We start from the raw sequence: 12,872 nt of genomic DNA, 5'->3' as shown, positions 1-12,872 counted from the left end.
GTAACCTGGGCCTGTTTTTTTATGGACTGTAAATGGGAACGGAGATTTTTTGGTTGGTCAGAACTTTTTTTAAGGAAGGGTTGTGACAGACAGAAATCAGGAGAAGTGTGAGAATTTGTCCATCACACTGACATGACGGATAAAAATCAAAGGCAAGGGCAAATTACGGTCCATCATCACTTGTTTCAACCAAGTACCAAATAAAGCTCACCTCTAGAAATTCGAAACTCCTCCATTCCGCGCAAATATTATCCATTTGACATTGAGTTCTATCGGTTTGATAATAAAACAATAAAAATAATGTTCGGGTTGAAGGAAGTGGAGTTTCATTGGAGGAGCAAGGATTTTTTTACCGTGATACATGGGCAGAGGTGGACCTGGACCACGTCAGGGCAAATGTGGAGCGGATTAAGGGCCACCTGCCTAAAGATGTTGAATTTATTGCAGTTGTGAAGGCCAATGCTTACGGACATGGGGATTCGCAGGTGGCGGAAGCGGCTTTGGCTGCGGGAGCATCGATGCTGGCTGTCGCGTTCATGGATGAAGCCCTAGCGCTCAGAAAGAAGGGGATCACCGCACCGATCCTTGTACTGGGGGCCAGCCGGCCGGAGGATGTGAACATTGCGGCCGAGGAGGGGATCATCCTGACTGTTTTCCAGAAGGATTGGCTGGAAAAAGCGCGGGAAGTCCTTAAAGCAGATGCTTCCCTGTCACTTCATATAAAAATAGACACAGGTATGGGCCGGATCGGAATTCGTTCTGTAGAAGAATTGAAGAGTGCGGAAAAATTGATTGATGAGGATGAAAGACTCCAACTGCACGGCATCTATACCCATTATGCGACAGCAGATGAATTGGATGACTCATATTTTAACAAGCAGCTTGCCTTGTTCCGGGAAATGCTCGGTGCCTTGGAAACGCAGCCCCCGGTCGTCCACAGCAGCAACAGTGCCGCCGCTCTGATGCATGCGGATGCCCGCTTCAACGCGGTAAGGGTCGGAATTGCGATGTACGGTCTGGCCCCATCAATGGAGATAGCGCCTGAATTGCCGGTCGAGCTGCAGGAGGCATTCACACTGCATTCCAGGCTCGTACATGTGAAGAAGCTTGAAAAAGGCGAGAAGGTCAGCTACGGAGCGACATATGAGGCGCCAGAAGAAATTTGGGTAGGGACGCTTCCAATTGGGTATGCTGATGGATGGATAAGAAGACTGCAGGGTCAAGAAGTGCTGGTCGATGGCATAAGATCCCCAATTATCGGACGGATTTGCATGGACCAATGCATGGTAAAGCTTCCATACGAGGTCCCGGTGGGAACGATCGCCACCTTGATCGGCAGCCAGGGACAGGAGTCGATCTCCATCAATGAGATTGCCAGCAAGCTAGAAACCATCAATTATGAAGTCCCGTGCATCATCTCCTCAAGGGTGCCGAGGTTGTACAGGCAAAAAGGCAAAGTCGTCGATTTGAACAATTCGCTGTTATAAAACACATCCAATAATTAACAAACCTGTGCAATCCCGCTAATCTCATGCATAAAATACTGATTTTTTGGTGGATAATACAGAAGAATTGCTGATTTACCTTTGCATCTGGCATAAATAGTGATAATATTAGAAATGGTAGAGAGATAACGAATTTAATAATGGTATGTAGTGATGATGGTGGAGGTGTATGTTTGTGTCTGAATCCAGCGCAACAACTGAGATTTTGGTAAAGTTACCGCAGCATCTTTTAAGTGAACTAGATGGATTTGTTAAGCAAGAGAACGTAAACCGCAGCGAATTTATTTATCAGGCAACAAAAATGTTTTTGCGTGAGAAGAAAAAGAGACAAATTCGTGAATCCATGAGACGTGGCTATATGGAAATGGCCAAGATTAATCTGACTATTGCATCTGAAGCATTTCAAGCAGAATACGAGGCAGAGCACACAGTTGAACGTCTAGTCAGCGGAGGATAATCCTTTGATTGTCAAACGTGGTGACGTCTATTTTGCGGACCTATCCCCAGTTGTTGGTTCAGAGCAAGGCGGAGTTCGCCCTGTCCTGGTAATCCAAAACGACATCGGGAATCGGTTTAGTCCCACAGTCATTATCGCAGCGATCACAGCACAGATCCAAAAAGCCAAGCTTCCCACTCATGTAGAAATTGATGCGAAGCGGTACGGTTTTGAACGAGACTCGGTCATCTTATTGGAGCAGATACGCACAATTGATAAACAGCGCCTAACCGATAAAATTACCCATCTCGATGACGAAATGATGGAAAAAGTGGATGAAGCCCTTCAGGTAAGTTTAGGTCTTATTGAATTTTGATTTAAAGCACGCTCTTAAAAAAGAGCGTTTTTTTGTAACCGAACACCTGGCCTGTCTTCAGGCCTTATACATAACCAAAAAAAATAAAATCGGATGTTTTCTGTGTGGGAGGCAAGCTTAGTAGCTTGTCTCTTTTTTAGTTGACGGGGAAGATTGGGAGGCAATGGAAAGTGGTCACAGAGTGGGTCTGAGTTCTGCCGGGATTGACATGGAAAGGAGAATGCCGACAAGAAAAGCACGGAATTAAGACAGGTTTGGCAGGAAAGGCAGTCAAGCTGTCAAGAAAAGCTCGGAATTGTGACAGGTTTGGCGTGGGAAGCGGAAAAGCTGTCAAGAAAAGCTAAGTATTGTGACAGGTTTGGCGTGGGAAGCGGAAAAGCTGTCAAGAAAAGCTGAGTATTGTGACAGGTTTGGCGTGGGAAGCGGAAAAGCTGTCAAAAGAAAGCCCAACTTGAGACAGGTTTGGTGGAAAAGATAGAAAAGCTGTCAAAAGAAAGCCCAACTTAAGACAGGTTTGCCAGGAAAGTAAGGAAAAGCTGTCAAAAGAAAGCCCAATTTAAGACAGGTTTGCCAGGAAAGTAAGAAAAGCTGTCAAAAGAAAGCCCAACTTGAGACAGGTTTGGTGGAAAAGATAGAAAAGCTGTCAAAAGAAAGCCCAACTTAAGACAGGTTTGCCAGGAAAGTAAGAAAAGCTGTCAAAAGAAAGCTCAAGTTAAGACAGGTTTGCCAGGAAAGTAAGAAAAGCTGTCAAAAGAAAGCCCAAGTTAAGACAGGTTTGACAGGAAAACAAACAAAGCTGTCAGAAGTAGTCCCAAGTTCGGACAGGTTTGAAAAAAGCTGTCTCATTCCGTTCTGCGACCAACCCTGACAGCAAGTGTTCAAAGCTAAAGACAGCGCCCTGGTTCGAAACTAAAAGAGATTTTAAATCAGGTAAAATGGAATACGGAAAAAATGGAATAATAACAATAATACCAGCATAGCGATATTCGCAGAATCCTGTCGACAAGTTGATTTTATTTGACGAAAGAAAACTGTTATCATTAAATGGAGATATATAATCAGGTATTTTTATGAATATTTATTTACAGTTTTAAAATTGGTTTACAATTGTTCGGAAGAGGGTAATGTAAAATTTTGTTGTGATAGAATGGGGAGGATGGAATGAATAAAACAATTTCGAATTATATCCAGGCTCATAAGCAGGACATCCTGGATCAATGGATAGATAGGACAAAAGAAGAAGCGGATGACCGGGTGGTCCGCCTTGTTTCAGATCGGGTTTTTCAGTCTGCGAGCAAGGAATTCATCGATTTGATTATCTCGAATTTCAAAGGGACGAGCGAAGAGTACAATGAAAGGCTGACTGATTTTGCTGAAAAAGTTGTCAGGCTTGGCTGGCCGTTGACGTTCGTCACTAGAGGACTCCATACCTTTAATCTGATTGTGTTTGAGGGCATGCAGAAGGAAGGGATCGTGACGTCGGAGAACCAGATGGACATGGTGTATGAATTCGATCGCTGGTCGACCCCGATGAACAATGAAATTGTCAGTGTCTATTCATCCACATGGGAAAGAACGGTTTCCCTCCAGAAAATTGCCTTGCAGGAGCTATCTGCTCCGCTTATTCCTGTGTTTGAAGGAATTACAGTAATGCCGCTAGTGGGTACGATTGATACAGAGCGTGCAAAGCAAATCATGGAAAACCTGCTGAAGGGTGCGGTAAAACACCGTTCAGAGGTAGTTCTGATTGATATTACGGGTGTACCTGTTGTTGATACGATGGTTGCCCATCATATTATCCAGGCAGCGGATGCCGTTAGGCTCATCGGTGCCAAGTGCATGCTTGTAGGGATCCGTCCTGAAATTGCACAGACCATCGTCAACCTCGGCATTGACCTGAACCAGTTTACAACGAAGAATAACTTGAAAAAAGGAATCGAAGCAGCTCTTGAGCTGACAAATAAAAAAATCGTTACATTGGAGGGAGCAAAGTGAGAATACCTATCCTAAAGCTAGATGATTGTCTGTTGGTCTCCATTCAATGGGAGCTTGATGACCAGACCGCTCTTCAATTTCAAGAGGATTTGCTCCACAAGATTCATGAGACAAGTGCCAATGGGGTCGTCATCGATCTAACTTCAATCGACTTCATCGACTCTTTTATCGCCAAGGTTCTTGGGGACGTCATTAATATGTCCAAGCTCATGGGTGCGATTGTAGTCATTACCGGAATCCAGCCTGCTGTTGCCATAACGCTAATTGAATTAGGTATCGGCCTTGATGATGTCCTAACTGCATTAGATTTAGAAAAAGGTTTGGAGAAATTACAACAGGAATTGGGGGAATAGGTGAATGGACATCCAATCCTGCGTTACGATCATAAACGAATGGGACATCGTCGCAGCACGCCAGCTAGGCCGGAATGTTGCGAAGGAGCTTGGTTTTGGAACAGTTGACCAGGCACGAATCACCACCGCCATTAGTGAATTGGCCAGAAATATATACTTATACGCCGGCAAAGGGCAGATTTGCATCGATAAATTATATGACGGCGGTAAAGCGGGATTGCGAATCAACGCAGTGGACAGCGGCCCAGGTATAAAAGAAATACGCCAAGTCATGGAAGATGGCTTTTCAACATCAGGAGGACTAGGAGCCGGCCTTCCCGGAGTGAAGCGTCTTATGGATGAGTTCGACATAGACTCAAGCCCCGGTCAAGGAACACAGATCAAAGCGACTAAATGGCTCCGTTAGGGGGAGAAAGTATGGATTTCCGAGAAATGATGGAATCAAAGTATCGGGATATTCTTGACAATTATATAAAAGAGCAATCCGAGCAAGCATTATATGCAGGGCAGAAGTTCAGCCGCAAGTCGATTGAGCATAAAATCGCACCGGAAGAAATCATCAGCCTCCATAAAAGCATACTGCTTGAGATGTATCCTGAACTTCCAGAAGATATCATGCATTCCTTTGATATCCTCCTAGAGGTGATGATCGCCTATGGTATCGCATACCGAGAGCATCAAAGCCTGAGACACCAGCAGGAGGAATTAAGATCCGAAATGGAAATTGCTGCCAATGTTCAGCAAACATTGCTTGGTACGAAAATTCCGGCTGTGCCTGGGATTGATATCGGGGCCATCAGTGTTCCGGCAAAGCATATGAACGGTGACTACTTCCATTTTGTCCAGGATGAGAACAATAACATCAGTGTCGCAATCGCTGATGTCATTGGAAAAGGCATTCCGGCGGCTCTTTGTATGTCCATGATCAAGTATGCAATGGACAGCCTGCCAGAAAACCGGCTCGATCCAAGCAGCATCCTGGAGAATCTGAACAGAGTTGTTGAACAGAACGTTGACCCAAGCATGTTCATCACGATGTTCTACGGAATGTTCAATCCTTCCAACAATATCTTCTATTATGCGTCCGCAGGGCACGAACCTGGCTTCTATTATGATTCCAAAAAGAAGGAATTCACAGAGTTGGTCGCAAGAGGCTTACTTCTAGGAGTGGACAAGCGGACGAAGTATACCCAGTATGAGAAGGAAATCCTTCCTGGGGATATGGTGATCCTGATGTCTGACGGAGTGACCGAGTGCAGAACGGAAGAAGGATTCATCGAAAAGGAAACATTAATCGGATATATAAATAAATATATTCACTTAAATGCTCAGGAAATTGTCAATAATATCTTTAGGGAACTTGAAAAACTTCAGCATTTCCAATTGCGTGATGATTTTACTTTAATCATTTTGAAACGAGATGTTTAATCGGGCTCCAAACCGGGTAAATCAAAAGAGCAATTGAATTGTAAAGGGTGGGTCATTTATGAATATTTCGATAGATGTGAAAGAAACAGAATCAAAATTAGCAGTCAAGGTAAGTGGCGAAATTGATGCATATACAGCTCCACAGTTACGTGAAAAGCTTTTCCCTATGTCCGAAAAAGAGGGCGTAAAGATGGTTGTTGACCTTTCGGAGGTCAATTATATGGATAGTACAGGGCTTGGAGTATTTGTGGGAGTATTCAAAAACGTGCGTGCAAATGACGGCGAGTTCAAAATCGTCGGGTTGTCCGAGCGTTTACAGAGACTTTTCGAAATCACTGGCTTGGCCGATATTATCGATATAAACAGCCAGATTGAGGGTGGAGTGCAATGAACCAGTCATTTGACTATATTGAGATGAAAATCCCGGCTAAACCGGAATTCGTGGGTGTCATTCGTTTGACCCTTTCTGGTATTGCAAGCCGTATGGGTTTTTCCTACGACGAAATTGAAGACTTAAAAATTGCTACCAGCGAAGCTTGTACCAACGCTGTGCAGCATGCATATAAAAACAATGAGAATGGCGAAGTCATCATCGGTTTCGGATTGTATGAAGACAAGCTTGAAGTGATGGTTGCAGATAATGGCCAGAGCTTTGATTTCCACTCAGCGCGCCAGGGACTAGGTCCTTATGATCAGAATAGTTCTGTGGAATTCCTTCGCGAAGGAGGCTTGGGACTGTATCTGATCGAAACATTGATGGACGAGGTTCGAATCCATCACAAAGAGGGCGTCACGGTCTTTATGACCAAGTACCGAGAAGGAGAGCAGGTGGAGAGAGATGCAGAGACAATCTCAACCTAAGCAAAGGCCAAAAGAAGAGATTAATGAATTAATCAAAGCCTACCAGCTGCATGAGGATGCAGACGCCCAGAATGAGCTGGTTCTCCACTATCAAAACCTTGTCGAAACAATCGCGAGAAAGTACTCAAAGGGAAGGTCGTTCCATGAGGATATTTTCCAGGTTGGGATGATCGGTCTTTTAGGCGCAATCCGCCGTTACGATGAAACATTCGGTAAGAGCTTTGAAGCATTTGCCGTACCGACTATTATTGGTGAAATCAAAAGATTTTTAAGAGATAAAACATGGAGTGTGCATGTACCGCGCAGGATTAAGGAGCTTGGTCCAAAAATCAAGACGACAGTCGAAGATTTGACCACCCAGCTGCACCGCTCTCCGCGTGTGGATGAAATTGCGGAAGTACTTCAGGTTTCCGAAGAAGAAGTATTGGAAGCCATGGAGATGGGTAAAAGCTACCAGGCATTATCTGTTGACCATTCTATTGAAGCCGATTCTGATGGGGGGACAGTCACCCTGTTGGATATCGTTGGAAACATTGATGATGGCTATGAAAAAATCAATCAAAGAATGGTGCTCGAAAAAGTACTCCATGTACTAAGTGAACGCGAAAAGTTAATTATCCAATATACCTATCTTGATAATCTAAGCCAGAAAGAGGCTGGAGACAAGCTTGGTATTTCGCAGATGCATGTATCCAGGCTTCAAAGAAGGGCAATCAAAAAGCTTCAAGAGGCGATCCATGCGGAAAACAACAATTCGGAGTACATTACATGATTCAACAGTTCAAAGACAAAATAGAACTTTATGCTTACCAGACAATCAAGGAAGGTAAAATAGAGTGCGGTGACAGCTATTATTATACAGCTACTGATGATTATTTTGTCTGTGTACTTGCTGATGGATTAGGGTCCGGGCAATACGCCCATGAAGCCTCTGCGGCAGTCGTTTCAGTAGTAGAGCAAAACCACCATGAAGATGTAGACACGCTCATGAAATACTGCAACAATATATTGGTGCAAAAAAGAGGAGCCGCTGTTTCAATCTTCAAAGTCTATTTCGAAACCCGCGAGTTTGTATACAGCTGCGTTGGAAATATTCGCTTCTTCCTCTATACATCAAGTGGCAAGCTGACATACCCATTGCCAGTCACGGGTTATCTGTCAGGTAAGCCGCAGGTGTTTCACACCCAGAGATTCGTTTATGAGCCAGAATCAAAATTCCTGATCTACTCAGACGGTTTTGACAATATCCACGGCGCTAAAACGATATTGAAGGGATATCGCTCGGTTGGTGCAATCGCAGAACAAATCAAAAGCGAATATGCCAATTCAATGGATGATGCAACTTTTATTGTAGGAAGTCTACTTTAGCCAGTGGGCTTCTTTTTGTTTTTACCGTACACTGCCTACACCATTACCAGAACTGTAAACCTTCCGCTGATTTTGGTACACTATTAAAGTGCCAAGCAATATTAAAATTGATTATGGAGGATTGTCTCTTGACTCAAACAATGGATAAGCAAGATCAATATGTAAAAATCATTGCCAAAGAGCAATCGTTAACAGCTAAACAAGTGCGAAGTGTCATTTCATTAATAGATGAAGGAAACACTGTACCTTTCATAGCCCGTTACCGAAAGGAAATGACTGGTGCGCTTGATGAAGTGCAAATCCGTGACATCGTTGAAAGATGGCAATACATACAGAATTTAGAACAGCGCAAAGAGGAAGTCATCAGGCTCATCGAAGAACAAGGAAAGCTGACTGACGAATTAAAGGGCAGCATCGAAAAAGCAATCAAGCTCCAGGAAGTAGAAGACCTTTACCGTCCCTACAAGCAAAAAAGAAGGACGAAAGCGACTGTCGCAAAAGAAAAAGGCCTTGAACCTCTTGCTCAGTGGATGCTGGAGTTTCCGGTAAACGGAAGTCTCGAAGACAAAGCTCGCGAGTTTTTATCAGAAGAAAAAGGTGTTGGATCTATCGAAGATGCGATTGCCGGCGCGAAAGACATTATCGCTGAAATTGTTTCCGATGACGCAGACAGCCGCAAATGGATTCGAAATGAAACCTTTAAAACTGGCTCCATCGAATCCTCGGTAAAAAATGAAGAGCAAGATGAGAAAAATGTTTATGAAATGTACTATGAATACTCGGAACCAGTCAGTAAAGTGGTGCCGCACCGAATCCTTGCGCTCAATCGCGGTGAAAAAGAAGATCTGTTGAGAGTGTCAATAAAGCCAAAAGCAGATGTCATTATGAGCTACTTGCAGCGTAAGTGGGTTACTAAAAATCATTCTGTCACAGCAGCTGCAGTAACAGAGGCTCTCGAGGATTCCTATAAGCGACTGATCCAGCCGTCAATCGAACGTGAGATCAGGAATGAACTGACAGAAAAAGCTGAAGAGCAAGCGATTCACATTTTCTCGGAAAACCTTCGAAAACTGCTATTGCAGCCGCCGCTAAAAGGCAAGGTCGTCCTGGGTGTAGACCCTGCATTCAGAACGGGCTGTAAGCTGGCTGCTGTGGATGAAACGGGAAAAGTTTTATCAATCGGAGTGATTTATCCTCACACTTCTGGCTCAAAAAATACAGAGGCAAAGGACAAATTTATTAAAGTCCTGAAAGATTATGAGGTAGAGATGGTTGCGATCGGCAACGGTACTGCTTCCAGGGAAACGGAACAATTCGTGTCAGACATCCTGAAAGAAATGAATAAGGAGATTTTCTATCTCATTGTCAATGAAGCTGGTGCGAGTGTCTATTCAGCATCAGACCTTGCCCGCGAAGAATTCCCTAATTACCAGGTAGAAGAACGAAGTGCGGTTTCGATTGCCCGTCGATTGCAGGACCCGCTGGCTGAACTCGTTAAAATCGATCCTAAATCCGTAGGTGTCGGCCAGTATCAGCATGATGTCAGCCAGAAAAAGCTTTCCGAATCACTGACATTCGTTGTTGAGACCGCGGTTAATCAGGTGGGAGTCAACGTAAATACAGCCTCATCCTCTTTACTGCAGTACGTATCCGGCCTTTCTAAAACTGTAGCCAATAATATAGTAAAGAAACGTGAGGAAGAAGGGAAGTTCACAAGCAGGGCACAGCTGAAAAAAATTCCTCGTCTCGGAGCGAAGACCTATGAACAGGCAATTGGATTCCTGCGTGTCATTGATGGAAAGGAATCTCTCGACCGGACCGGCATCCACCCAGAAAGTTACGGTGAGGTAAAGCAGCTGCTTGATAGCCTCGGTTTCAAATCAAAAGATTTAGGAACTCCTGCATTAAAAGATGCCCTTGCGAAAATTAACATCGACCAGACTGCGGATGAACTAGGAATCGGGAAACTTACACTGAAAGATATCATTGATGCACTCGTAAGACCTGAACGAGACCCGCGGGATGAGCTTCCAGCACCTTTATTGAAAAAGGATGTACTAAAGCTGGAGGATCTAAAAACGGGGATGGAACTTCAAGGTACTGTACGGAACGTGGTTGACTTCGGTGCTTTTGTTGATATTGGTGTAAAGCAGGATGGACTTGTCCATATCTCAAAGCTAAGCAACCGCTTCGTAAAACACCCTCTGGATATTGTATCGGTCGGGGACGTTGTTACTGTATGGGTGGACAGTGTCGACCAGAAGAAAGGCCGAGTCGCCTTGACAATGCTTAAGCCTGATCAGGCATAATACAAAGACTGCAGGAATGCCTGCAGTCTTTAATCGTTTAACCCTTGTTTATTTCTATAAAAGTACCAGCATTGGTTTAAAAGTTTGATTTGATACCTGTTTTTCTCGTAGAAGGCTCGTTTCATTTGATTCTGAAACCAGACAGGCATAGCGCAATACCTCCTTAAGATAATACGTTAAAAGGTAACATTAATATATGCTATAATGGGTTGTCATGTTTCTATAAAAGGCAGGCGTTTTACAAATGACTGATCAAGAGTTGCATAATCTTGTAGTGGCGATCTCTAATGAATTCTTCCATAAGCCATTCAGGCATAAGGCGTTCTTCAACTCGAGGCTCCGTACTACAGGAGGACGTTATATGCTGAACAGCCATAACATTGAAATTAATAAAAAGTATTTTGAGCAGCTGGGTGAAGCAGAGCTCGTTGGGATCATTAAGCATGAACTATGCCATTACCACCTTCATATAGAAGGAAAAGGCTACAAGCATCGCGATAAAGAATTCCGAGATCTATTAAAGAAGGTAGATGCCCCGAGGTTTTGTTCTGTGCTTCCGGAGGAGAAGAAGAGAAGGGCGAAACAGAAATTCGTTTTTTATCAATGCAGTAGCTGTAAGTTGACTTATCGCCGTAAAAGATCTATAAATACTTCAAAATACGTGTGCGGAAAATGCAGGGGAAAGCTCGTGAAAGTGAAGGAAATGACTGTAGAATAAGCTTTTGTGGGCTTTTAAAAAAGAAATAAAAACTTATTAAAAACACCCTTGACTTTTAGTGGGTACCTCCCTATAATAGTAAGAGTCGATAAGACAACGACACGAACAAATAAAGCTATTCCGCAGTAGCTCAGTGGTAGAGCAACGAGCGATATCGTCTCCGAGTTTACTATGAGTTGTACTCATCGAGCCGCTTCTTGAATAAGCGTCCTGAGATGAGGACAGTCGGCTAAGGATAACTTTTGAAAGAACAAATACTATTATTCCGCAGTAGCTCAGTGGTAGAGCACTCGGCTGTTAACCGAGCGGTCGTAGGTTCGAATCCTACCTGCGGAGCCATTAATTTTAAAGGTATGGGGAAGTACTCAAGAGGCTGAAGAGGCGCCCCTGCTAAGGGTGTAGGTCGGGTAACCGGCGCGAGGGTTCAAATCCCTCCTTCTCCGCCAGAACCTTTTAATATGGCCCCTTGGTCAAGCGGTTAAGACACCGCCCTTTCACGGCGGTAACACGGGTTCGAATCCCGTAGGGGTCACCAAGTTTTTTTCGCGTCAGCGAAAAATAAACATCCTTAAAATTCGCGACAGCGAAAATAACAAAACTAATTCCATATCTGGTCCCGTGGTGTAGCGGTTAACATGCCTGCCTGTCACGCAGGAGATCGCCGGTTCGATCCCGGTCGGGACCGCCATTTTATTGGGCTATAGCCAAGCGGTAAGGCAACGGACTTTGACTCCGTCATGCGTTGGTTCGAATCCAGCTAGCCCAGCCATTTTTGAGCCATTAGCTCAGTCGGTAGAGCATCTGACTTTTAATCAGAGGGTCGAAGGTTCGAGTCCTTCATGGCTCACCAGATTTTTTCGCCTTCAGCGAAAAAAAATGTCCTTGATTTCGCGACTATGATTTGATCATGTCGGGGACAATCAACTCACGATATTAATATGCGGGTGTGGCGGAATTGGCAGACGCACCAGACTTAGGATCTGGCGCCGCAAGGCGTGGGGGTTCGACTCCCTTCACCCGCACCATTAATTACCTGTTGATTAATGAGCTTGAATTAGTTAATATATAATCCTGTCATGTTTTGCGGTCGTGGCGGAATGGCAGACGCGCTAGGTTGAGGGCCTAGTGGGGGCAACCCCGTGGAGGTTCAAGTCCTCTCGGCCGCACCAAAAAAGTTATTGACACACACTGATGATCGTGTTAATATATAAAAGTTGCTATTAAAACAATATGCGCCCGTAGCTCAATTGGATAGAGCGTCTGACTACGGATCAGAAGGTTATGGGTTCGACTCCTTTCGGGCGCGCCATTATATTTCTTCAATAACGGGGAGTAGCTCAGCTTGGTAGAGCACTTGGTTTGGGACCAAGGGGTCGCAGGTTCGAATCCTGTCTTCCCGACCATTCAGCAACTAATTTTATATGCGGGTGTAGTTTAGTGGTAAAACCTCAGCCTTCCAAGCTGATGATGAGAGTTCGATTCTCTTCACCCGCTCCAATTTCATTGCTCTTTGAAAACTAAAC

The 12,872-nt window shown here is 44.3% G+C and carries 14 protein-coding genes and 11 tRNA genes; 24 read left to right on the top strand and 1 reads right to left on the bottom strand.

Going from position 1 to position 12,872, the window contains the following annotated elements; all coding sequences use genetic code 11:
- Positions 1-329: 329 nt before the first annotated feature.
- From alr to J7E35_RS10080, 12 genes are all read left to right on the top strand, one after another.
- A complete protein-coding gene (gene alr, locus J7E35_RS10135) occupies positions 330-1,487 on the top strand; it encodes an alanine racemase (RefSeq protein WP_214779409.1) in 1,158 nt (385 codons plus the stop codon).
- Between the two features lie 193 nt (positions 1,488-1,680).
- The gene (locus J7E35_RS10130; protein ID WP_031308192.1) at positions 1,681-1,962 is read left to right on the top strand and encodes a CopG family ribbon-helix-helix protein; all 282 of its coding nucleotides are present in this window, start codon (positions 1,681-1,683) and stop codon (positions 1,960-1,962) included.
- A 4-nt stretch (positions 1,963-1,966) separates the two neighbouring features.
- Positions 1,967-2,317: a type II toxin-antitoxin system endoribonuclease NdoA gene (gene ndoA / locus J7E35_RS10125; RefSeq protein ID WP_041967053.1), complete on the top strand. Its 351-nt coding sequence runs from the start codon at positions 1,967-1,969 to the stop codon at positions 2,315-2,317.
- A 1,161-nt stretch (positions 2,318-3,478) separates the two neighbouring features.
- Positions 3,479-4,312, top strand: a complete 834-nt coding sequence (locus tag J7E35_RS10120) for an RsbT co-antagonist protein RsbRA (protein WP_214779407.1) — start codon at positions 3,479-3,481, stop codon at positions 4,310-4,312.
- Positions 4,309-4,665, top strand: coding sequence for an STAS domain-containing protein (locus J7E35_RS10115; protein WP_041967776.1), 357 nt, complete (start codon positions 4,309-4,311; stop codon positions 4,663-4,665). The genes J7E35_RS10120 and J7E35_RS10115 overlap by 4 nt, the downstream gene beginning before the upstream one ends.
- A 4-nt stretch (positions 4,666-4,669) precedes the next feature.
- Positions 4,670-5,071: an anti-sigma regulatory factor gene (locus J7E35_RS10110; RefSeq protein ID WP_214740486.1), complete on the top strand. Its 402-nt coding sequence runs from the start codon at positions 4,670-4,672 to the stop codon at positions 5,069-5,071.
- 11 nt (positions 5,072-5,082) lie between these two features.
- Positions 5,083-6,093 (top strand): PP2C family protein-serine/threonine phosphatase, encoded by a 1,011-nt coding sequence (locus J7E35_RS10105; protein ID WP_214779405.1) that lies wholly within the window; start codon positions 5,083-5,085, stop codon positions 6,091-6,093.
- Between the two features lie 58 nt (positions 6,094-6,151).
- Entirely contained in the window at positions 6,152-6,484 is a 333-nt protein-coding gene (locus J7E35_RS10100; protein ID WP_214779403.1) for an anti-sigma factor antagonist, read from the top strand.
- A complete protein-coding gene (gene rsbW / locus J7E35_RS10095; protein ID WP_079504369.1) occupies positions 6,481-6,954 on the top strand; it encodes an anti-sigma B factor RsbW in 474 nt (157 codons plus the stop codon). Before J7E35_RS10100 ends, rsbW begins: the two co-directional genes overlap by 4 nt.
- On the top strand, positions 6,932-7,726 hold the full coding sequence (gene sigB, locus J7E35_RS10090) for an RNA polymerase sigma factor SigB (RefSeq protein ID WP_214779401.1): 795 nt from the start codon (positions 6,932-6,934) through the stop codon (positions 7,724-7,726). The genes rsbW and sigB overlap by 23 nt, the downstream gene beginning before the upstream one ends.
- Positions 7,723-8,322: a PP2C family serine/threonine-protein phosphatase gene (locus tag J7E35_RS10085; protein ID WP_214779399.1), complete on the top strand. Its 600-nt coding sequence runs from the start codon at positions 7,723-7,725 to the stop codon at positions 8,320-8,322. The genes sigB and J7E35_RS10085 overlap by 4 nt, the downstream gene beginning before the upstream one ends.
- Before the next feature lie 140 nt (positions 8,323-8,462).
- Positions 8,463-10,631, top strand: a complete 2,169-nt coding sequence (locus tag J7E35_RS10080; RefSeq protein ID WP_214779504.1) for a Tex family protein — start codon at positions 8,463-8,465, stop codon at positions 10,629-10,631.
- A gap of 29 nt (positions 10,632-10,660) precedes the next feature.
- On the opposite strand, the gene cmpA is transcribed toward J7E35_RS10080, so the two are convergent.
- Positions 10,661-10,780, bottom strand: a complete 120-nt coding sequence (cmpA, locus tag J7E35_RS10075; RefSeq protein ID WP_192472919.1) for a cortex morphogenetic protein CmpA — start codon at positions 10,778-10,780, stop codon at positions 10,661-10,663.
- 95 nt (positions 10,781-10,875) lie between these two features.
- Between cmpA and J7E35_RS10070 the strand changes: the two genes are divergently transcribed.
- The 12 genes from J7E35_RS10070 to J7E35_RS10015 all read left to right on the top strand — a co-directional run bounded on the left by J7E35_RS10070 (position 10,876) and on the right by J7E35_RS10015 (position 12,846).
- Positions 10,876-11,349 carry a SprT family protein gene (locus J7E35_RS10070; protein WP_214779397.1) on the top strand — a complete coding sequence of 158 codons (474 nt, stop codon included), beginning with the start codon at positions 10,876-10,878 and terminating at the stop codon, positions 11,347-11,349.
- A gap of 264 nt (positions 11,350-11,613) precedes the next feature.
- Positions 11,614-11,688 (top strand) — tRNA-Asn (locus J7E35_RS10065).
- Positions 11,689-11,704: 16 nt separating this feature from the next.
- Positions 11,705-11,795: transfer RNA gene (locus tag J7E35_RS10060), tRNA-Ser, on the top strand.
- 14 nt (positions 11,796-11,809) lie between these two features.
- Positions 11,810-11,884: transfer RNA gene (locus J7E35_RS10055), tRNA-Glu, on the top strand.
- A 77-nt stretch (positions 11,885-11,961) separates the two neighbouring features.
- Positions 11,962-12,037, top strand: a tRNA-Asp gene (locus J7E35_RS10050).
- 6 nt (positions 12,038-12,043) lie between these two features.
- Positions 12,044-12,118: transfer RNA gene (locus tag J7E35_RS10045), tRNA-Gln, on the top strand.
- Between the two features lie 5 nt (positions 12,119-12,123).
- Positions 12,124-12,199, top strand: a tRNA-Lys gene (locus J7E35_RS10040).
- 90 nt (positions 12,200-12,289) lie between these two features.
- A tRNA-Leu gene (locus J7E35_RS10035) sits at positions 12,290-12,374 on the top strand.
- A 58-nt stretch (positions 12,375-12,432) separates the two neighbouring features.
- A tRNA-Leu gene (locus J7E35_RS10030) sits at positions 12,433-12,518 on the top strand.
- A gap of 63 nt (positions 12,519-12,581) precedes the next feature.
- Positions 12,582-12,658: transfer RNA gene (locus J7E35_RS10025), tRNA-Arg, on the top strand.
- 17 nt (positions 12,659-12,675) lie between these two features.
- Positions 12,676-12,752: transfer RNA gene (locus J7E35_RS10020), tRNA-Pro, on the top strand.
- A gap of 20 nt (positions 12,753-12,772) precedes the next feature.
- A tRNA-Gly gene (locus tag J7E35_RS10015) sits at positions 12,773-12,846 on the top strand.
- Positions 12,847-12,872: the final 26 nt, after the last annotated feature.

The organism is Bacillus sp. ISL-45 (assembly GCF_018613195.1).
GTDB lineage: Bacteria > Bacillota > Bacilli > Bacillales > Cytobacillaceae > Mesobacillus.
This window is presented reverse-complemented; position numbering and strand designations above follow the sequence as displayed.